Annotated in this window: 15 protein-coding genes and 1 tRNA gene; 5 read left to right on the top strand and 11 right to left on the bottom strand. The window is 39.7% G+C overall.

The genetic code is table 11. The features are described from left to right. Positions 1-26: 26 nt before the first annotated feature. On the top strand, positions 27-4,370 hold the full coding sequence (locus tag OQ267_RS07835; RefSeq protein WP_265817112.1) for a PAS domain S-box protein: 4,344 nt from the start codon (positions 27-29) through the stop codon (positions 4,368-4,370). Positions 4,371-4,525: 155 nt separating this feature from the next. Here the strand turns inward: OQ267_RS07835 and OQ267_RS07830 are convergent. Then, positions 4,526-4,597, bottom strand: a tRNA-Arg gene (locus tag OQ267_RS07830). Positions 4,598-5,008: 411 nt separating this feature from the next. On the opposite strand from OQ267_RS07830, the gene OQ267_RS07825 reads away from it, so the two are divergent. From OQ267_RS07825 to OQ267_RS07810, 4 genes are all read left to right on the top strand, one after another. After that, positions 5,009-6,538: a GAF domain-containing protein gene (locus tag OQ267_RS07825; protein ID WP_265835465.1), complete on the top strand. Its 1,530-nt coding sequence runs from the start codon at positions 5,009-5,011 to the stop codon at positions 6,536-6,538. Between the two features lie 6 nt (positions 6,539-6,544). Beyond that, complete coding sequence (locus OQ267_RS07820) at positions 6,545-11,377, top strand: chemotaxis protein CheB (RefSeq protein WP_265835464.1); 4,833 nt, start codon at positions 6,545-6,547, stop codon at positions 11,375-11,377. 255 nt (positions 11,378-11,632) lie between these two features. Then, positions 11,633-13,306, top strand: coding sequence for an ArnT family glycosyltransferase (locus OQ267_RS07815; protein WP_265835463.1), 1,674 nt, complete (start codon positions 11,633-11,635; stop codon positions 13,304-13,306). 211 nt (positions 13,307-13,517) lie between these two features. Beyond that, positions 13,518-13,850, top strand: coding sequence for a DUF5763 domain-containing protein (locus OQ267_RS07810; RefSeq protein WP_265835462.1), 333 nt, complete (start codon positions 13,518-13,520; stop codon positions 13,848-13,850). 261 nt (positions 13,851-14,111) lie between these two features. Here the strand turns inward: OQ267_RS07810 and OQ267_RS07805 are convergent, their stop codons facing one another. From OQ267_RS07805 to OQ267_RS07760, 10 genes are all read right to left on the bottom strand, one after another. Beyond that, positions 14,112-14,462 (bottom strand): hypothetical protein, encoded by a 351-nt coding sequence (locus OQ267_RS07805; protein WP_265835461.1) that lies wholly within the window; start codon positions 14,460-14,462, stop codon positions 14,112-14,114. Continuing rightward, on the bottom strand, positions 14,463-15,161 hold the full coding sequence (locus OQ267_RS07800; protein WP_265835460.1) for a HEAT repeat domain-containing protein: 699 nt from the start codon (positions 15,159-15,161) through the stop codon (positions 14,463-14,465). A 3-nt stretch (positions 15,162-15,164) separates the two neighbouring features. Continuing rightward, positions 15,165-15,428 carry a hypothetical protein gene (locus OQ267_RS07795; RefSeq protein ID WP_265835459.1) on the bottom strand — a complete coding sequence of 88 codons (264 nt, stop codon included), beginning with the start codon at positions 15,426-15,428 and terminating at the stop codon, positions 15,165-15,167. 36 nt (positions 15,429-15,464) lie between these two features. Then, positions 15,465-15,692 carry a hypothetical protein gene (locus OQ267_RS07790; protein ID WP_265835458.1) on the bottom strand — a complete coding sequence of 76 codons (228 nt, stop codon included), beginning with the start codon at positions 15,690-15,692 and terminating at the stop codon, positions 15,465-15,467. A 603-nt stretch (positions 15,693-16,295) separates the two neighbouring features. Beyond that, a complete protein-coding gene (locus tag OQ267_RS07785) occupies positions 16,296-16,487 on the bottom strand; it encodes an SMI1/KNR4 family protein (protein ID WP_265835457.1) in 192 nt (63 codons plus the stop codon). 77 nt (positions 16,488-16,564) lie between these two features. Further along, complete coding sequence (locus tag OQ267_RS07780) at positions 16,565-16,993, bottom strand: immunity protein YezG family protein (protein ID WP_088300850.1); 429 nt, start codon at positions 16,991-16,993, stop codon at positions 16,565-16,567. A 5-nt stretch (positions 16,994-16,998) separates the two neighbouring features. Further along, positions 16,999-17,340: an immunity protein YezG family protein gene (locus OQ267_RS07775; protein WP_088300851.1), complete on the bottom strand. Its 342-nt coding sequence runs from the start codon at positions 17,338-17,340 to the stop codon at positions 16,999-17,001. Between the two features lie 12 nt (positions 17,341-17,352). Continuing rightward, positions 17,353-18,963 carry a DNA/RNA non-specific endonuclease gene (locus OQ267_RS07770; RefSeq protein WP_265835456.1) on the bottom strand — a complete coding sequence of 537 codons (1,611 nt, stop codon included), beginning with the start codon at positions 18,961-18,963 and terminating at the stop codon, positions 17,353-17,355. Between the two features lie 2 nt (positions 18,964-18,965). Continuing rightward, entirely contained in the window at positions 18,966-19,826 is an 861-nt protein-coding gene (locus tag OQ267_RS07765; RefSeq protein WP_265835454.1) for a hypothetical protein, read from the bottom strand. Between the two features lie 3 nt (positions 19,827-19,829). Further along, positions 19,830-21,713, bottom strand: coding sequence for a type VI secretion system Vgr family protein (locus OQ267_RS07760; RefSeq protein WP_265835453.1), 1,884 nt, complete (start codon positions 21,711-21,713; stop codon positions 19,830-19,832). Positions 21,714-21,886: the final 173 nt, after the last annotated feature.

Raw genomic sequence — 21,886 nt, 5'->3', positions numbered from 1 at the left:
ATTACCACTATGCAAAACAAATTGAAATGCAAGAAAAAGAATTAGCCCGCCTGCGTGCACTGTATAGTTACGATATCATAGACTCCGATAAAGAGCGTGATTTTGATAGGCTCACAGAAATTGCCTCTTTGATCGCCGATTGCGAAATTTCATTAATTTCCTTTATTGATAAAAACAGGGTATGGTATAAATCAGCTAAAGGGCTTTCTGTAGAGGAGGAGCCCAGAGGATTTACCATGTGTGAATGCGCCTTACTATCTGATAAGCCTTTCATTGTAGAAGATACACTGGAAGATGCGCACTGGTGTACGCATCCAATGGTACAGGAGGGAATTAAAGTACGTTTCTATGCCGGTTTTCCACTTATTGATCCTAATGGATTTACACTCGGCTCATTTTGTGTAATCAGTACAAAACCAAATAAGATATCGCTATCACAGCAAAAACAGCTTTCACTTCTCGCAGAGGAAGCCATCACCGTTATTGTAGACCGTCGGAAAAAGCAGGAATACAAAAACTTCAGTCACCTGATCAATAACTCTGAAGATCTGATCTGCATTTTGGCTCAGGATTGGACTTTTAAGATGGCCAACCCATGCTTCAATGAATGCCTGGGATGGAGTGAAGAAGAGCTGCAATTCAAAACTATTTTTGATATTGTTCCGGAAGAAGATCAAGATAAGGCAAAGGCATTTTGGTCTAACATTAAAAAGGGCCAGGCAGATGAGCAAAATACACATCAGATAGCAATAAAGACAGGTGGTCACCGGATAATTGAATGGAGTGCTACTGCTGAAAAAACAGATAAAAATATATTTGCAATTGGAAGGGATGTTACAGCTGAAATAGAAAAAAACCAGGCGTTAAAAGTTAGTGAGCAAAAGTTAAAGGCATTTTTTGAAAGTTCACAAGGACTAATGTGTACGCATGATATCCATGGTAAATTAATTTCCATTAATCCTATTGGCGCCAGAACATTAGGCTATTCCAGGGCGGAGCTTATTGATAAAACGCTTTTTGACATCGTTCCGATAGAACAGCACGATGATCTACATCAATATCTTGCAGATATCTTATCAAATGGCTTTTCTAAGGGCTATATGGTTATTAAACGCAAATCGGGTGAAGAACGGTTGTGGTTATATTCAAACATACTGGAAGGTGACCTTAATGGTGAACCCTATATTATTGGAAATGCTGTAGATATAACTGACCAAAAGAAATTAGAAAAAGATCTTCTTCATACGAAAAATTTACTGGAGGAAACCAGTGCCCTGTCAAAAATTGGTGGCTGGGAACTTAACTTAGTTGATCATCAGCTTTACTGGTCCAGTATCACACGTGAAATCCATTCCGTACCAGATGGGTTTATTCCTACTAAAGAAAACGCAATTCAATTCTACAAAAGTGGAGAAAGCAGAGAAAAAATCATGCAAACGGTACAGGAATGCTTGCTTACAGGTAAAGACTGGGACCTGGAACTTCAGATTATCGACTTTAATGGTAAGGAAATCTGGGTACGCACAAAAGGCAATGTACATATTGTAAAGGAAGAACCAATTCGTTTGTATGGCACCTTTCAAAATATTGATGATCAGAAGCGTGCACAGCTGGAAGTAACCGCTTCTAAAAAACTGCTGGATGATGTCCTTTCAGCAGCTACCGGTGTAAGTATAATCGCTACAGATTTAGAGGGTACCATCACCGTGTTTAACGAAGGTTCAGTACAATTATTAGGCTATACTGCCGAAGAAATAATAGGAAAGCAAACACCAGTCATCTTTCATGACCCGAAAGAAATAGAAGAACTTTGTACCGATTTCAGTTCTTCATTAGATTTCGAAGTTTCAGGATTTGGCTTTTATAAACAGTGTGCAGATCATCTTCAGAAAGAAAGAACATTTACTTTTATTACCAAATCAGGCAAACGGCTAAGGGTATCATTATCCATCACTTCTATAAAAGATAGCAACGGCAATATCATAGGTTATTTAGGTATTTCGATTGATATTACGCAGAAAGAAGCCACAGAAAAAGAACTGGCAACAGAAAAAGCATTATTACTGGCTTTCATTGAAAATGCACCCGCATCTGTAGCCATGATTGATGCAGATATGCGTTTTCTGATGACAAGCAAAACCTGGTTAAAAGACTACACCCAGATTGAGGGAAATATCAAGGGATTATCGTATTATGATGTTTTCCCTAATTTATCCGATGAACGCAAGGCTGTGCATCAAGAGGTGCTCAATGGTAGGGTTGTTAAAAAAGAGGAAGATGTATATGTTGACGTCAAAACCAATACACCAAATCATATTTCCTGGGAAATGAGACCCTGGTTTAAAGCAGACAACTCTATTGGTGGCATGATGATCTTTACACACAACATTTCAGCAAGTGTTCACCACCGGCAAGAGTTAACTGTAGCGCGATTACGCGCCGACCTGGCTAACATGGCAAAGTCTGAATTTCTCGCCAATATGAGTCACGAAATCAGAACGCCATTAAATGGCGTGATTGGTTTCACAGATCTGGTATTAAAAACCCAGTTGAATCATACCCAAAAGCAATACTTAAAGATTGTCAATCAATCTGCCAATGCACTGTTGAGCATTATCAATGATATTTTAGATTTCTCAAAAATTGAGGCCGGAAAATTTGAGCTTGATATTGAAAGGTGTGATCTTTATGAAATTGCAGGACAAGCGAGCGATATCACCAACTACCAGATTCAAACTAAGAAATTAGAAATGCTGTTGAATGTTCAGCCAAATCTTCCAAGATTCATCTGGACTGACGCACTTCGATTAAAACAGGTACTGATTAATTTATTGGGGAATGCAGCAAAATTTACGGCCAAAGGAGAAATTGAACTTAAGATAGAATCCCTGAGCGAAAGTCAAAACCATCACTTACTTCGGTTTAGCGTTCGTGATACCGGTATCGGAATCGCAAAGGGAACGCAGGCAAAAATTTTTAATGCATTTTCACAGGAAGATTCTTCCACCACAAAAAAATATGGTGGCACCGGCTTAGGACTAACAATTTCAAATAAATTATTAAAGATGATGGATAGCCGCCTCTATCTGGAAAGTTCTCCCGGACAAGGCAGTATTTTTTACTTCGACTTAAATCTGAAGTCGGAAGAGGGCGATCCGGTGGAATGGCTTGGTCTGGAAAACGTCACTAATGTGCTCATCGTAGATGATAACGACAACAACAGGAACATCTTAACAGATATGCTGCTGTTGAAAAACATCAAGTCTGATCATGCAAGAAATGGCTTCGAAGCACTACAATTTCTGGCCGAAGGCAGAAACTACGATGCAATTTTGATGGATTATCACATGCAATATATGGATGGGATAGAAACCACAAAGAAAATCAGGGATAATTTTACACATGGAGATGAAAAGCTTCCTGTAATTCTGCTCCACAGCTCTTCAGATGACGGTACAATTATCAAAGCCTGCAACGAACTTGAAATTGAAAACAGGTTACTAAAGCCAATAAAAATAGATAAGCTTTATCATGCTTTGGTGAGACTCAAAACAAAGGAACCAGTACCGAGAAATCTGGAAATTTCAGCACCAATAGTATCGCATAAAAACCATGAATACAGTTTTTTGATTGTTGAAGACAATGAAGTAAACAGATTCCTCACACGCTCTTATATTGAAAAACTTTATCCGCAAAGTATAATTGTGGAAGCGGAAAATGGCCTGGTAGGTATCAAAGAATTCGAAAAAATGCCATTTAGCCTTGTTTTTATGGACATACAAATGCCGGAAATGAACGGTTATGCATGTACAAAAAAAATCAGATCACTAGAAAAAGGTAAAAGAACGCCAATAATTGCTTTAACCGCTGCCAATGTAAAAGGAGAAAGAGAAAAAAGCGTTGCTGCCGATATGGATGATTTTATGACTAAACCCGTCCTGGAGGAAAATATTGAGGCCATATTAAGCAAGTGGCTGGTTCAGCCCGAAACGCCTGAACGTGATGCAACCGAAAATGAAACCGATCAGGATCTGGTTCATTTTAATATTAAAAAACTGGCATCCTACTTTAGTGAAGATGCCGTTAAATTGCAAAAAATCATTGGGATCACACTTAATCAGCTTCATCAGGCGCAACAACAGCTGGATAAAAATATATTACCTGAAGATGCCGAGATGGTACTTTCAATATCACATAAGTTGTACGGCATGTCTACCTCTGCCGGACTTGAGAATTTAGCCGGGATAAGCAGGGAATTACAAAAGGTTGATGTGGCAGATCATATCTCACTTCAAAAGGGAGCAGCAGCACTCCTTGCAGAGATAAAATTGCTGATCCCGGTATTAATGAAACACAAAAAGGAAGAATAATGCTTAGGGCGGCTCCGCGTGTTGGAGTCGCTTAATGCTTTTTATAACTACAACCATGTGGTTAAATGAACGGTCTTTCGCTATTACCCAGTTCCAAAAATTAGAGGCTAAAAAAAATGGAGTCAGTTATACCTAGATAACTGACTCCAACCAAGTGTTCCCAGAGGGATTCGAACCCCCATCGGTGGTACCGGAAACCACAATTCTATCCATTGAACTATGGGAACTTTGAGCGGCAAATATATAACTTGCCATCCAAATTTGACGTATTTTGAAAAAAATAGTAGAATATATTTCTGCTACCGGCGTCTAACAATCTTTTCGCCATATGATTTAATCTGCCATCCCTGGTTATTTCAGTCGTTAAATCATTTCTATATAAAGCAACACTGCACAGTTAAAAAAGGATAGATCGGGTATGAAGGAATACTGATCAAGCCCTTCAATTCGTTATTTAAGTTAAATTCAGTAAATGTTCACCACTTATATATACTCCCGTTCGTCATAACCGAGATATTTCAATATTTTTACTGGCTTCAATGTTAATATTGAAACGTGATTGGAATAAAATAACTGATACATACAAAACAACATGATATCAGTTCAATAGGAAAAAGATACATAACCCCTGATAGCAAATGCCTGAAAATAAAAATTACGACGCACAATTTTGTGGAAACCTGGCCATACACCAAACCAATTCCATACAGGATTATGGCTATTTACTGGTATTAGCGCAGGAAAACCTCGAAATCATACAAGGCAGTGAAAACATCGATCAAATTTTCGAAAATACAATCCAGGCGCTCATCGGCACCAACATCGCTACATTCCTTCATGCGGAAGACCTTATCTACCTCAAAACGGAGATCAGCAAAGGTGAACGTAGCCGCCTGCCCTTTAACTTTACTTTAAATTTCCCTTCTGGTACTGTGCCGGTGAATATACTGGCACATGTAAAAAAGGATTTTATTATCCTGGAGATAGAAAAAGAGGCAGATACTACAGAAAGAAGTTTTACGGATGTTTTTCAGGAGGTTCGCTCTTTTATCTCTACCATTGAGAAAACCAGCAGCGTTATAGAAATCTGTGAGGCCAGCATCCGCGAAATCAGGCGCATCTCCGGCTTCGATGGCATCCGGATGTACAGTTTTGATGAGCAATGGAATGGTACCGTTATTGCCGAAGAAATTACCGGAAAGCTCGAAAGTTACCTCGGACAAACCTTTCCTGCATCTGATGTACCAAAACAGGCCCGTGCACTTTATATCCAAAATCCTTACCGGTTAATTCCAAACAGACTTTATCAGTCATACCGCTTATATCCGGTAATCAACCCCATATTTAACGGATTTTTAGATTTATCAGACTGTAACCTCCGCAGTATTGCAGGCGTGCACCTGGAATACATGAAAAATATGGGTGTAACGGCTTCCATGTCTATCCGTGTGATGGCGGAGGGGAAACTCTGGGGACTTATTTCCTGCCACCACGAAACGCCTAAATACCTGACCGTGGAAAACAGGTCTATATTTGAATGGTTAAGCATGGAAATTTCTCATCGCATTTCCGCTGTTATTATACAGGAATCGTTAAGCCGTTCTGCCGCACTGCTTCAGAAAAAAGCCTTAATTATAGAAAATATCTATTCAAAAGGAAATATCCTTAACGGAATAACGGAAGATCAAAACCAAAACCTGCGCTCTTTGTTTAACGCTACAGGATTTTTAGTTCATGCTGACGGAATAGTATCCAGTGGCGGAACGGTACCTGAAAATGAGGTGCTGGATAACATCATATTATGGATCAAGAGCAAATCTCTCGTAAATGTATTCCATACCAATAACCTGAGTGATGTGTTTGAAGATGCAGATGATTATGCAGATGTGGCCAGCGGAATGCTTGTTATCCCGATCAATCCGGGTCTGGGTGATTTTATAGTTTGTTTCAGGCCTGAAGTAGTGAAGCAAATTAAGTGGGGCGGTGATCCCAATCAGGCCATCAATTTTGAAAAAGACGGCAAAAGTTACCATCCCAGAAACTCATTTAAGCTTTGGCTGGAAACCGTTCACGGACAATCTGAAGCATGGTCGGAACAGGAAATGGAGACGGCAGAATCATTAAGGAACTTCCTTTTTGAATTTAGTACCACATCACTATACAATTAGTGTACAATGACTGACAAGAAAACAAAAGAAGGTATAAAAAGATACGATAAATACATTGTTGCCATAGGTGCATCGGCCGGTGGACTGGAAGCCATTCATGAGTTTTTTGATCATATGCCTGCCAATGCAAGCTTTTCTTTCGTGGTGATCCAGCATTTATCATCCGATTACAAGAGCCTGCTGGTAGAACTGGTGGGCAAACATACACACATGAAAGTGTTTGAGGCGGCCAATGATATGACTATCCAGCAGGATTGTGTTTACATTATCCCGAACAATAAGCTGATGACGATGAGTCATGGCCGTTTAAGACTGGCAGAAAAATCACTTGTAAAAGCACCAAATACCGCGATTGACCACTTTCTTTATACCCTGGCAAAAGATAAAAAAGAAAAAGCCATTGCCATTATTCTTTCCGGTACAGGTACTGATGGCACCAAAGGTATTCAGGCCATCAAAGAAAATGGCGGCATGGTCATCGTTCAGGATCCGGCTACAGCCAAATTTGATGGCATGCCCAATAGTGCCATTGCTTCAGGAAATGCTGATTTTATCCTCCCTCCTCCTGAAATGAGCCATGAGTTGTTTATTTATGTGAATGAAGAACCGGTAAAAGTGCTGGAGAACGGCAAAATAAATGAGCCGCTACTGGAAGAGGTTTTTAAAATTGTTCATCTTCAAAGCGGCAATGATTTCAATTTGTACAAAACCCCAACCATCATCCGTAGAATTGGGCGAAGAATGAATGAAAACGGCATTAAATCCCTGGATGATTATGTTGAATTTTTAAAAACAAATAAACGTGAACCCGGCATCCTGGCACAGGATTTCCTGATTGGTGTCACCAAATTTTTCAGGGATGATAAAGCTTTTGAAGCCTTTGGCGAACAGTTGGAGCAGGTGGTTAGCAGCAAGCAAAATGGCGATAACATTAAAATCTGGGTTTGTGCCTGCAGTACCGGTCAGGAAGCCTATTCCGTAGCCATCCTGGCCAATGAATATGTAGAAAAATCAGGAAAAAAAATAGACATTAAAATTTTCGCGACTGATATTGACGAAAAGAGCATAGAAATTGCCGCTAAAAACCAATATCCTGAAAGTATAAAAAAGGAAATTCCCAAACCGTATTTTAAAAAGTATTTTGTTCAGGATGGCGTTTTTTATAATGTACTCCCCGCCATACGGAAAATGGTGGTTTTTGCCAAACATGATGTCATAAAATCGCCGCCATTTATCAAAAATGATATGGTAACCTGCCGGAACATGCTGATTTATATGAATAATGTGCTTCAGGAAAAAATACTCTCCGTATTCCACTTTTCGCTGGTAAAAGGGGGCTATTTGTTTTTAGGTTCAAGTGAAACCGCTTCATCCTTAAAAGATGGTTTTACTGAAATACCAGGCAAATGGAAAATTTACGAAAAAACAGGAAGCATCAATTATGCCAGTTATAATACTTATAATACGGGTGCCAGGTCTCAGCTGGTAAAAGATAAAAAGAAAACAGTTGCTGCAGATTTTGTAATAAGTCCAATTGAGAAGAGTTTTAGTAACTTCTTAACAAAAGACCTGGGTTATGCCGGTATATATGTCGATAAATCCTATATCATGCAGGATGCCATTGGAGATTACCGGAAATATCTTTCCCTGCCCGAAGAAAAAATAGAATTAAACGTGCTGAAAATGGTACCCAAAGCGGTATCTATTATGCTGAATTCGGCACTTCGCAAAGCCTGGAAAAACCAGGAGGCTACACATTTAAAAAGAGTTTATTTTAATACAAAAGATCAGGCAACTTATTTAAACATTTCGGTGCAGCCTCCCGAGCAGGACAGCGGAATAGGTTTCACGCTGATTATTTTTGGGGAAAGCACCGTAGAAACCATCCAGGAAAAGGATGATATGGGCATGTTTGAGATCCATGATGGCAATCAGAATGAATATATTTTTGAGCTTGAGGCCGAACTGAATGAAACCAGGAGCAATCTTCAGCTGGCGGTAGAAGAAATGGAAACCACCAATGAGGAACTCCAGTCTACCAATGAAGAGTTGCTTTCTGCCAATGAAGAACTGCAATCCAGTAATGAGGAGCTACAATCACTGAATGAAGAGCTGCACACGCTAAATACCGAACACCAGCTTAAAATAAAAGATCTGGTAGATTTGAATGACGACCTTGACAACTATTTCAGAAGTACGGATATCGGGCAGATTTTTGTAGACGCCGGCATGTTTATCAGAAAGTTCAATGGTGCAGCCATTAGTATGGTCAACCTCATTGAAGCAGATATTGGCCGGTCTATAGAACACATTTCCAATAATATTAAGGCACAAAACCTCAACGCCGATATACAGCAGGTATTAAATAACGGGCACATTATTGAAAAGGAAGTGCAAATCCGCAACGGGCAGAGCTGTTTGATGCGCATTATGCCTTACATCAGGAAAGACAGGAAAACCGATGGTGTGGTGATTACCTTTGTAGATATTTCTAAATTAACGGAATTAAACAACATCATCAGCGGGGTATTTAATGCCAGCTTAAACGGCGTTCTGGCTTTCAAAGCGGTCAGGAATAAACAACATTTTATCACCGATTTTGAATGCATTTCTTTTAATGAAGCCGCACTCCGCATCCTGAAAAAGCCCCATGAATCGCTGGATAAATCCAAACTCACAGACGGCTTGCCTGAACTCTCGGGCAGCAACCTCATGGAGAAATATATTGAAGTGGTTGAAAAAGGAAATACCTTCCAGATCCAATTCAGGTTAAATGATCACCTTTGGATTGAATTGGTGGCGGTTAAAATGTCTGATGGCTTTGCAGCAACCGTAACCGATATTACCAAACAAAAAGTTGCAGAAGAAAAACTGAAAAAAAACTATAATGAATTGCTTGGTACCCGCGAAAACCTGAAGCATTTAAATGCAGCACTGGAGCAAAAGGTACAGGAGCGAACCATGCGCTTATCAGAAAGCGAAACCCGGTTTAACCTGGTTGCACAGGCCACCAACGATACCATCTGGGATTGGAATCTGGCCGATAATACCATGTGGCGGAGCCAGAATTTCACTACCATGTTTGGTTATGAGAATATACCTGATAACCAGAACATTTCTTTCTATTTTGAAATCGTCCATCCTGACGACAGGCAGAGGGTTAAAAAAAGCGTTTACGATGCCATTAACCAGGGCAGTGAGCAATGGACTTCCCAATACCGTTTAAAAAAGGCCGATGGCAGCTTTGCGACCATTTTAGACAGGGGAAGTATTCTGCTCGACGAAAACCAGGTACCTTACCGCATGGTAGGCTCCATACTCGACATTTCGGTGCTGGCAGATACTGAAACAAAACTCAGTTCAACGGAGCGTAAATTCAGAAAAATATTTGATTCCAATGTAATCGGAATGATGTTCTCCAATGTTGATTCCGGTAAAATTGAAACAGCCAACCGAAGCTTTTTAGAAATGCTGGGGTATACACCTGAAGATTTTGAACAAGGCAATATCAACTGGAGAAAACTTACTCCGGATGAGTTTATGCCCATCAGTAATATTTCTGCCGAATTGTTAAAATCAAAGGGTTTTTGTCCCCCATTTGAAAAACAATATTACACTAAAAGCGGTAAAAAGCTAGATGTACTGATAGGTTCTGCCATCCTGGATGATGAAAACAGGAGTGATGCGGTAACCTATATCATCGACATCAGCAAGCAGAAACACAATGAAAAGAGGCGGAATGAACTTCAGCACCTCATCAGAAAACAGCAGGATGAATTTTACAGCATTTTCAAGAAGGCGCCGGCATTGATCAGTATCCGCAGGGGCAGCAACCTCTTGTTCGAATTTGTAAATGAGTCTTTTGCGAAATTTGATGGTGGCGATCATTATGTTGGTGAAACCATGAGAGCCGATTCTTTATTCGCCAATCCGGAACTTAAAGCCATGGAACAGCAGGTAATGAAAACGGGTAAAACTTTTCTGGCCAATTCCTATTTACTCCAGCTAAAGGATAAGGAAACAGGACAAATAACAGACAGCTGGTTCGACCTGATCCTGAATCCTGTATTTTCTGCAGATGGCCTGATTGATGGAATTTCTTTCTTTGGTTTTGAAGTAACTGATTTAATGATCGCTCAGCGTGCCACCAGGGCACTGATGAATAAGAAAGATGAATTTATGAGCATTGCCAGCCATGAATTAAAAACACCAATTACCAGCATTAAAGGCTATCTTCAATTTGCCATGAAAATGGCCAGGGAAGAAAAATTTGGTCATACGTTGGAGTTTGTAAGCAAGGCTAACCGCCAAATCGGGAAACTGACCCGGTTAGTTGATGATTTACTGGATGTAACTAAAATCCAGGCAGGAAAACTCACTTTTACCATTTCTAACTTTAATGTGGAAGAGATTATTGCGGAGGCAGTTGATGGCGTGCAGGGAAATCTGGGCAAACAGAAAATCATAAAAGATGTAGATGACGTACCCATTTCTGCTGATAAAAACAGGATAGAACAGGTGATTTCCAATTTCCTTTCCAATGCATTAAAATATTCGCCTGAAGGAAAAGAGATCAGAATTTCGGCAAAATCAAATGGCAAAACCCTCAGACTGGCTGTTAAAGACCAGGGTATTGGCATTCCGAAAGATAAGGCCGAATTAATTTTCGACCGCTTTTTCAGGGTGGATGAATCGTCTAACCATTTCTCCGGACTTGGCCTCGGGCTTTACATTTCAGCACAGATTATAGAACGGCACCATGGCAAAATAGGTGTAAACAGTGATATCAATACCGGGTCTGAATTTTGGTTTGAAATCCCATTGGTTCAGCCAACCTAAAATACATGGTTAGTGATTGTTATCACAAGCAATCACTAATCATTTACTGCATAAACAGGCCATATGGCTGAAATGAACATAAAATATTTAATTTACAAATCAATCCGGGGCAATTGCTGTTATTCAGATGAAGGGTTTTATTAACCTTTCATTACAAAGCCGGACCATCCAAATTTTCAGCATGCTTCAATACAAAAATATACCTACCCTTTTGTTATACACAACCACCTCAGTTATAATTGTTGAGTGCTGATAATGGATATTTTAAGCAAGAACCCTGGTTTGACAGCAAAGTTTGAAAAAACAGATCTGGCAGAAAAAACAGCAACAATTAAAACGTGGAATTCTGAATTAAGATTAGACCGTAGCGGCTGGTTACTTATCGCCTTTTTTGGTTTGCTGAAATTCTGTATTCACTTAACTGGTATTTCCAACTATGGCCTTCATGCGGATGAGCTTTATTACATCTCGCTCAGTGAGCACTTTGCCTGGGGATTTTTAGACATTTCGCCTTTTGTAACCTGGATGGCAAAAGTATCTTCTACCCTATTTGGTACTGCTGTGATGGCATGGAGAATCATCCCCTGCCTGTTCAGTGCATTAACCGTGATGCTTACCGGTTTAATGGCGCACCATCTGGGTGGCAGAAAACTGGGCATTACCATTGCCTGCTCTGCCATCATTTGTTCACCTGCATTTTTAGCCACTTCATATCTTTTACAACCAGTTGTGTTTGATGAATTTTTCTGGGCACTTCTGGCCTTTTCGGCATTAAGGTTTCAGCAAACACAAAAACCAATCTTCCTGTATCTGACAGCCCTCGCCTTAGGATTGGGGATGTTAAACAAATATACCATTGCCATGTACCTGGCAGCCATGATATTGGGCTGGTTTATAACTGGCAAACGCCATATAAAAATCAATTGGCATAGCGTAGCAGGTTCCTTTCTTCTTTTTTTCCTCCTCATCATCCCCAACCTGATCTGGCAATGGGCATATGGTTTTCCCATTTTCGGATATTTGAATATTGTAGGAAGCAAAGCATTTTCAATTGATATTTCCGACTATCTTTTCCAGCTTTTTTTCTTTCATGGTGCCGGTGTTGCCGTATGGACAGCTGGTTTTTGCTTCCTGCTCATGAAACAAACCAGAGATAAACTTAATCTCACCTGGCCAGTCACTTTCATCATTCTTGTAATTTCACTGGCTTTGCTAAAAGGAAAATTATATTATGGTTTGGGTATGTTCCCCATTCTTTTTGCTGCCGGAGGTTGCTGCTGGGAAATGCTTTTCCGAATGCGGATATTTCCAAAATACATATTTGTAGCTTCTCTTTATCTTTTTGGCTTACTGAGCCTGCCACTGGTTATTCCGGTTTTGCCGGTGGATGTATGCCGAAATTACATTAAAAAAATGGTAACCTATACCAACTTTTCCAGACCAATGGTTTGGGAAGATGGCACAAGCGGATCGATTCCGCAATTTTTTGCAGATATGTCTGGTTGGCAAACACTTTCCGGTGAAATTGACAGCGCATCGCTTAAAAGTCTGAGTCAAAAACCCAATGCCATACTTACAAACAATTATGCGATAGCAGGTGCATTAAAGTATTATTCAAAATTTTTAAGTCCACGCGTAATTTCTGCCAATAATAGTTTTATGCTGGAGTCGCCGGGCAGTCTGCCATCCGGCACCATCCTCTACTTAAGCCGTGACCGGCAGGAGCTTGTGGTGAAAATGGCCCGCCACGTTTCCCTTTACAAACAATTAAAAATGGAAAATTCGCATTTGAAAGGCATCAATATCTATATCCTTTATGATGTGAATGAGTTGTTTAGAAAAAAATACGCATCAGACCGGAAGCAGTTTTTCCACCCGGTGGAAGTTATGTATCCTGATAAAATTTCTACCCAACTCAGCAGGTTTTGAAGAGGCAGAACCCTTATTTCCTGTAGCAGATACTTCATTTGCGCCTTGCATACCTAATGATGCTATTTACGGATTTCCATAAAATTAAATCATCTTTCAGCTGTAAATTTATTCCAACCTACAATACACAGCTATCAGTATTGTAGGTTTAAAAAATTGCCGCTAACTTATCACCTTTAATTTACTTAACATACTAAAACGACGCTCTATTTTGAAATTAATTATCCTGATGGTGTTAAGCCTAACACTCTTTCACACCGCTCCCACTAAAAGTAAAGTAAAAGCTGTAGTTTCTACCTGCTATGGGTATGACCCTTGTACAGCATGTTCCAATTGCAGTACATGTAAAAGCTGTGGTGCCGGTGGTAGCTGTGGTGTATGTGCAGCTAAAACATCCGGGATAATGAATACCTTTTCAGCAGTTAATCGCGCTAAAAATAAAACCACCAATTATACCGGGCAATGTAAAGCCTTAACCAAAAAAAGAAGCCGCTGCAAAAGAAATGCAAATGGAACGGGTTATTGCTGGCAGCATGATCAGTAGATTAAAACCTTCTTAATAATGTATTATATTTTACTTTCCCGATTTCAACAACCTGGTCGGGTTTTCAAATTTTATAACAGAAAAAAACAGGCTTCTAAATATTTTTTACAATGGTTTTGATGGGCTTCCTACGTTTTTAGACAATAAGATAAATAAAAAAAACTAATGCCTCTTTTAACTAATTTTCAGAATTGTCTAATAAATCCCATCTGTTCTTATTTTCTTTGGATTTATCTTGCGTGAGGAATTCATCCGGATTAATTAAAACTCATCATTATCCTTAAATAGGATCTTATTTTCTATTTGTAGTTGTAATTGACTTACAGTAGTATCCTTGAAAAGTATATTAATTATTTTGATACATTTATCATAAGATCCATATAGTTGAAAGGATTTTTTTGTAGTTTCAAATGAATCGGATGGTATATCAATTAACCATTCGTCCTGAGCATTCCAAGCAAATTGCACAAAGCGGTTATCATTATCAAATAATCCAAAGAATGTCCCCTTTACATCTGGCAAATCATAAAAGGCTTCTATTGCTTCTTCTAAACTGGCGTCATAATCTTCCAATTCATAATCATACTCCGGATCAAATAAGAATATTTTCATTTAACCTAAATAATTTATTAACGCTTTTTTAAATTTTGGTTCTGCTTGATTTAAATCTCCAGTTATTTCTCCTGTTTGTAACTCTCTTAATCCAAATTTCACTTTAATCAAATCTTGAAAACAGACAATGATTGTTTTTCGGACTATTTCGTCAGCTTCACTTTGATATGCCCTAGAATAGGCACCTGCTATTTTCTTATTTAGCCTGGAATTACTGAAAGCGATCTGCCTTAGTGCTGTTGCAGCATAAGCCCTTAATTCTGAATTTTTATTATTAGTTAATTCATTTTCAAGTATAACGATATCTTCGCTCTTACCAAGCCATCCAATCACGATTATACCATAGTATTGTTCCTTATAATTTTCACTTTTTAAAAAGCTAATGGCAATGGGCTTCACCTCTACGCACTCCATTGTGCCCAATATAAAAAGAGCTTCTGCTTTCAGGTCCGGGTCTGTTTCAATGTTTATCTTATCTAATAGAAATGCTTTGCCCTCATCGCCATGTTTATAAAACTCTCCCCTTAGTTGATAGAATAGATCAATATACGGTTCTTGATATTTTAACAAGCCATGGTGATATTCTAGAATATCATTTTCATTTGAACTATTTAATTCTCTTACAAATTTAATAGCTGCTACCTCATCGTAATTTTTAATTAATTCAAGATAGATTTGTTTAAGTGTATCTAGGTTCATAAATTATTTATAATTTTTTGGTGGATATTTATGGTATTTAATTTTATTGCATGGGGTGTGTAATTTTTCATGTTCACTCTTCCTCATTGTTTTCATATTTTCCGAAATATCTAATTCTTTCTTAGATGCTATGGTTCTTTGTGTATATAGTGGCTGTGTATGATCAACTTCATAGCCTTTAGGTACTGTATTTCCGTTAGATTTCAGAATCTCCTTTCTTGCCTTATCTGATAGTCCGCTGTTTGGATCTTTTGCATCCCTTAACAAAGCCTTTTTTCCTTTCAGAAATATTTTTTTTAAATTCTACAGTATTTGGATCTTTTGCAAACTGTCCATTTTTTTCCACAGAACTCCATTTTTATCTCTAAAAGTTGTTTCAGCAAGTTCATCCGTATTATTTGATACCACCTCCCCAAGTGTCCTAGCCTTTTTAGCTTCTTCAGCTGCCTTGGTGGCTTCCAAAGCTTTTGTTGCGGCATTGGCTTCTTCCGCTATTTTTGCAGCTCTTGCAGTCTCAGCCGTTTTAGCCAATACATTGGCACCTTCTGCAGTTTTGGCAAGTACGTTAACCCTTCTGCACCACTTACCACAGCTTTGGCTTCGCCAACGCCCGTAAACATTAAACCCACTTCAAAGCCGGTACGCCCCGTGTACCTGCCCCAATCGCGGGGGCTTTGTTTCGCCGCCCAGTTTTTAGCCATGATTAGACCTTTTTGGTTTGCTATATACTGACCTTCGCAGGATTTTTATACTGGTGGTAGACTTTCCTTTACAAAAGAATTATACACAAAAGCCCTCGAAAAGAGGGCTTTTGTGTATAATTTAAATCTGTGATGTTCTCTTATTTAGTGGCTAAAATCCTTCAATAAATTCTCGTTATTAATAAAATCTTTTATAAACGACTCAAGCGAATTTGCTATTTTATCTTTAAAATAATAAATTTCATTCTTGCCATTTTCATCTTTTTTATCTATGGCTAAATAAATGCCCTCGTTTACCTCAAAAAATAGTAATTTATCACCATGATATAGTTGGTCATATAATTCCAAATCAGGATCGAACTCGTAAAAATCTTCCTTGAGGTTTATTTGTGCAACCTGATTGCGGCTGGAAACCTATCAAAACTGCTTTTATTTAGCTGCAAAAAAAACCGTATCCAATTTGGGTATAAAAATCTTTTAGTTCTTTTGGAAGCGAAAAACCTAATTTATCCTCGGAAATTGCAATATCTGACAAATTTTCTGAATATAATTTATGATCCAATGCACTATACTGATTGACATCAACTACTTTAAACTGTTCTAAAAATCTAAAATCACTCATCATGCTAATTTGTAAATTTTCATCTATTCATAGCCTCCGTGAAAAATGGTGTTTACTGAATATTTCAAAGCTAAGAAAGTTTAATTTTTTAATAGAATATCATTCAACCATTCGGGTACCAAATCCTTATCTCTTGGGAAAACTTTCAAATCATCAATAAACTTATCCGGGCTGGGATCATATTTAAATTCGGGCTTTTCATCATAATCAAAATCTATGTTAAATTTTCCGTCGCTAGTTACAGTTATTATACATGTATACCAAGCTCCCTTATTAGGAGATAACTTGTATAATTCTTCGCGCAATTTTTTAATTTTTAACGTTACATCCTCGCCATTTTCTTCTGGATCAAAAGAAATTATTTCCCCATTTTTCTCATAAAATGATTTAACTGAAATCATTTTATTTATCGCATAAATGTTCAAGGTAAAATTATCCCAATCATCTGATGGGATATTAGAATTTGAAATTTGAATTATTTCGTTTATTAGATTATTTGTGATATCCATGAATTTTATTCCTTACTTAAACGCTCAATTTCATCGTTTAGTTCTTGATCCCAAATAAATTCCATATCGAATTTGCCTGTTGAAAATAATGTGAATATCGCTCGGTTCCATTTGTTGTTACCGCCTTCGGTTGTAATCTCATGAAGTTGGCTTAACCAATCAGTAACATCGTCATCGATGTTTTCAACTTCAATATCTTTTTTATTATTATCATTAACGTAATCACCAGTATACCCTACAACTCCCTCTCCAACAAATTCAAATTCCAAGCAAGCTTTATCCCAGTCATCATTAATTACGTTTAGGATTTCTTTGGCAATAGCCTCATAAATTTCATCAACTGTCATATTCTATCTTTTTTAGTTATTAGGAAATATTTTTATGTTTGTTTTTCCGTCAATTTTGTAAATAACCTTAAATTTCGACGGTCTCTTACTAACTCCATCGTATATATTTTTTATATCAACTTCAACTTTTTTAGGAGGAACCTCCTTCAAAGCTTTTGCCCAATCGCTTTCCATCTTTTTCCATGCACCCTGATTAAGCGTACCTTTAATAGGCACATAATTAATTTGTTCACCTGCCCCTTTAAATTGGTGCCCAATTAAATGCCCACCCTCATCAATACCTTTAGTTCCATCTTTTAAAATAACAGATTTTCCTTGTTGGTATCCATTTCTGCCAAGTTTGCCAAGCTCTATTTCTCCTTTGACTCTTTTTATCCTTCCAAACTCATCAGTCTCATAAAGTTTATTGCCGACCTTATATGTTGAATTTGGTTTTAACTTATTATTTAAAATTTTATTCCAGTTACCTTTAGTACCAGGTGCTAATTCTATAACATCATCTGCTTTTGCTGATACCACCTCCCCCAATGTCCTTGCCTTTTTAGCTTCTTCTGCTGCTTTGGCTACCTCCAATGCTTTTGCCGTTGCGTTAGCTTCTTCTGCTATTTTTGCTGCCCTTGCCGCTTCGGCAGTTTTAGCTAAAATGTTGGCACCCTCACCAGTTTTAGCCGCAACATTCGCAAGTTCTACACCACTTACCACAGCTTTGGCTTCTCCAACGCCCGTAAACATTAGACCCACTTCGAACCCGGTACGTCCTGTATACCTTCCCCAATCGCGTGGGCTTTGCTTTGATGCCCAGTCTTTGGCTTGCGTCAGCCCTTCACCCGTTTTAGTGATGGCAGCCTTACCAGCATTTTCCAGGTTGCCAGGCGTGGTTGCCCAATTATAAGCATTTATGTGCGCCTGCCCAATATCACTTGCAACTTTCTTTACATTGCCAGGTGTGCTTACCCAATCGGCAGCACCGCTTACTGCATTTTTGGTTGCTACAGCAGCATCTTTTACTTTGCCCGCGGTTTCAGCCGGGTGGGTTACAGCGTGTAAGGCGGCACCTCTTGCTTTATCGCCCATCTCTTTTAAAAACACCAACCCTTCACCAATGCCTTTTACCCCACCATATATCCCTTCATTTATGCCCAGTTTAAAATTGGAATATTTACCGTAAAGACCACCAACCTTGTTGTTGGCTTTTTCCTGCTCGTCAAAACCCTTTTGAAACCAGTCATCCACCTTAGCACCAAGGCTTTTCATCTCCCGCTGCCGCATGGCGGTTACATTGGCCTCGATGGCGGCCAGGGCAGCAGGCACACTAAAATGGATGCCAATTTTACCACCCAGGCTGCAGGGCAGTTTAGAATCTTCCAGCAGTTTGTGGTAAGGGCCAATGGTGATGCCCTGTTGCACGCCCTGCCACAGCAAGGGGATGGGCTGGCATTTGGTTTTGGTGATGGAACAGATCCCCAGGCAGGGAATATTAACCATGGGTACTTTATCGCCCTCGGTAGCCATCTGTTTGCCATACAGCCTAACATTTTTATGGTTGGTTACCTTGAGTTTTCCATACCCAAGCCCTTTATCGCAAACCAGATAGGCACCATTGGGAACATATTTCTTGGCCATGGCTAATTGTTTAAAGGTATTAGGATACAACTATTACGGTACATCAATACGCTTTCAATTGCGTATTGGGTCAATTGGGATGACTGCAAAGGCATGCCATCGCTGCCGTATTCATAGCTTTCTAAATGAAAACCTTCTACATGAGCATTGAGATTATAGACCTCCAGTAGCTCGCTAAACATTTCAGTTACACTATCCTGATCAAAATTGTCCCGATCAATCTCACCCTCTATTTTGATCGTGCAGCTATGTTGTACCTCATCGCAATCTGCCAACGAAACTTTTGTTTTAAAGGGTAATGCAGTTTGTCCGATGGCATTGGGTATTTCGCGGTGACCGTTAAAAGCATACTGTCTTTCTTTGCTGAAATTTTGTTCCAGTAGCCCAGGCAATATAGCTTGGTATAGATAGGATGATTGTATAGCCCTGTTTAACCCACCATCTGTATATAGCAGTAATACCGCATCATTGATCAATTCTTTAAGCTGCCCGTGATTTGCATATTTTCTAGCTATCGCAGGCCTAATTTCAAGCCAGTGATCTTTGATTTCAGATAGATTGACCACTTGTTGAATCTTGCCTTGCAAATCCGTTTCAATCAGGAGTTTCTTACGCAACTCGGCCATGCTCATATCTACCGCATCCACACCATCATTTTTAAGCTGCCACTGATTTAATAGCTGGATGGAAAACACATAATTTAAGGGAGTTTTTTGCTCTACCGTAACCCTTACTTCCGTTTTGATTTCATTGTGGTACTGATAATCGTCAACCGTATAGCTAATTTGCTGCTCAATCTGGTAAGCCTTGCTTGTACCTTCTGTTAATCCAAAATTGATCGGATAGTTATCTTCGTACAACATAACTTAGCTTTTATTAATTTCTACCTTGCCACCATTTAAAGAAGCTGTTGCGGTAACGCCTATGGTTAAGTTTTTTTGGCCATCAATGGTAAAATCATTTTCAGTGGCGGCAAGGTTCATGGCCCTGGCTTTTGCATCTACCAGGTCTTTCCCTTCCACCGTAATCAGTTCGCCTTTAATATCTAAAGTTTTGGTAGCGGCCGCCGTTTGTTCTGGTGTAGCACCTTCTGCCGGGGCCAGGTTACCCATGGTAATTTTCGGCGATTGAATATCGATGCTTGCTCGTCCGTTAATACTGATATGCTCGCCACTGATATCAATATTCCCTTCCTTATCCATGGTAATGGTACTTTTACCGCTATGAATCACAATTTTATTTCCGGCCTGTGCGGTAAGCAAAGCCTGCCCGTTTTTAATGTTGATGAAGTTGGCCGCACTGGTACCCATATTCAGCGCATGGTTCAAATCATCAAAAGTCAAGGCACTGCCTTTTCTGGAGGTTAAACCCTTGGTGTTACTGTTCTTAAAGCCAGAGCTGTCACCACTTTTGCCATGGTACACACTGCCCATTACCACGGGCCGTGCCACGTTGCCTTCTTCAAAGGCGATCACCACCTGGTCGCCTTTTTCGGGGATGACGTGAAAGCCTCGGTTTTTCCCGGTATCGCCCGTGCCCGCATTCGGGCTGACCACGCGCAGCCATTCGGTTACATCATTGCTGTGGCATTTCCACTTAAATTTTACTTTAATGCGGCCCTGCCCCTGCGGGTCGTCATTGTCAATCACGTCAGCCAGCTGCATATCCGGGCTGGGTTTAGTATAATTTTTCACCAGTATCCGTTCAGAACTGGCCACCACGCCTTCAAAAGTATTGTGGTATTTCCCCGTGCCATCCAGGTTATGGGTAATGCTGGTAATTAAAAACCGCCCCAGGCTTTCGGTAGCAAAGGCGATTTCCTGCCTGATGCTCATGGTAATTTCGGCCAGGGTACCAATGCCCAGTGCTGCATTATCGCCACTGGCGTTTATCTTTAACAACTCGCTGATGTGCGCTTTTTCTTCATTCTCTACATGACTTTTAATATCGCCATCATTATCCACCCTGATCATGGAGGGTTGGTTAAAGGTTTTGCTGTACATCAGGTTCGATGCTTTGATGGCATAATCCAGGTCAGGATGGCCGCCGGCCTGGCCGCTGCTTTCACTTTCCAGTATGGTATCCTGTTTGGGGTTATAGGCAAAACGTTTGTTTTTAAGGGGTGCCAGTTCCATGGCGTATTGCAGGTTGTGGACATCCCGGCCATAAAACAGGCCAATGTCCTTTTGGGTGTCAGGCTTCCCGAAATTCAGCTGCTTACCATCATAATACAGCCATTCATGGTATTCGCCAGAAAGGCGGTTTAAAAATTCCCAGTCGCTTTCCTTGTACTGGATCAGGTAATCAATACTGGCCTGGCGGCTGGCATTGGCTACAATTTTTAAATCGTTTGCCGGGGTATCAATGGTGGCCAGTTTTACAATTTCATTTAAATCTTTATCCAGGTAAGAACCGAGGTCTTCCCCGCGATCAATCAAAATAGTGGGGCTGTAACCACTCACAATCAACACCCCATGGTAGCCGTGGCTTTGGGCCAGCTCTACCCGGGTAACCAGGCCAGCAAATTGCTGCATCTGTTCGGTTGCGTAGCCAAAGGAGGCGGTTAGGGTTTTTCCTACAAAATCGCGGCTGTCATCCAGGTTAATCAGGCCGGGGGCACCCATCTGGTCGTGGTTAAACCGGAGTTCAAAATAATGGTGGCTGTTAAATTCCTGTTGTAAACTAAATGAGGCAAAATGAGGTATCGCCCGGTCTTCTATATTGATTTCGGTGATGAGTTTGTTTTCCATAGGGCTAAGCTGTTCACCATTTTAATTTAAACCTGCACCCAATATTGCTGATGAATCTGTTTATTGAAAATGAGTGCGTTGGCGTAAAATTTAATGATGGTTGATTTGGTTAAACGATATATGCATTTACCAAATATTGAGCCAATGAATGATCTATGTTGCTCATTTACAGC

Source organism: Pedobacter sp. MR22-3, from assembly GCF_026240075.1.
In the GTDB taxonomy this organism is placed as follows: domain Bacteria; phylum Bacteroidota; class Bacteroidia; order Sphingobacteriales; family Sphingobacteriaceae; genus Pedobacter.
This window is presented reverse-complemented; position numbering and strand designations above follow the sequence as displayed.

Bases quoted from the DNA above. Each gene is read 5' to 3' on its own strand.
- OQ267_RS07835 (WP_265817112.1), top strand. From the start codon at position 27: ATGCAAGAAAAAGAATTAGCCCGCCTGCGTGCACTGTATAGTTACGAT.
- OQ267_RS07825 (WP_265835465.1), top strand. From the start codon at position 5,009: ATGCCTGAAAATAAAAATTACGACGCACAATTTTGTGGAAACCTGGCC.
- OQ267_RS07820 (WP_265835464.1), top strand. From the start codon at position 6,545: ATGACTGACAAGAAAACAAAAGAAGGTATAAAAAGATACGATAAATAC.
- OQ267_RS07815 (WP_265835463.1), top strand. From the start codon at position 11,633: ATGGATATTTTAAGCAAGAACCCTGGTTTGACAGCAAAGTTTGAAAAA.
- OQ267_RS07805 (WP_265835461.1), bottom strand. From the start codon at position 14,462: ATGAAAATATTCTTATTTGATCCGGAGTATGATTATGAATTGGAAGAT.
- OQ267_RS07800 (WP_265835460.1), bottom strand. From the start codon at position 15,161: ATGAACCTAGATACACTTAAACAAATCTATCTTGAATTAATTAAAAAT.
- OQ267_RS07785 (WP_265835457.1), bottom strand. From the start codon at position 16,487: ATGATGAGTGATTTTAGATTTTTAGAACAGTTTAAAGTAGTTGATGTC.
- OQ267_RS07780 (WP_088300850.1), bottom strand. From the start codon at position 16,993: ATGGATATCACAAATAATCTAATAAACGAAATAATTCAAATTTCAAAT.
- OQ267_RS07775 (WP_088300851.1), bottom strand. From the start codon at position 17,340: ATGACAGTTGATGAAATTTATGAGGCTATTGCCAAAGAAATCCTAAAC.
- OQ267_RS07770 (WP_265835456.1), bottom strand. From the start codon at position 18,963: ATGGCCAAGAAATATGTTCCCAATGGTGCCTATCTGGTTTGCGATAAA.
- OQ267_RS07765 (WP_265835454.1), bottom strand. From the start codon at position 19,826: ATGTTGTACGAAGATAACTATCCGATCAATTTTGGATTAACAGAAGGT.
- OQ267_RS07760 (WP_265835453.1), bottom strand. From the start codon at position 21,713: ATGGAAAACAAACTCATCACCGAAATCAATATAGAAGACCGGGCGATA.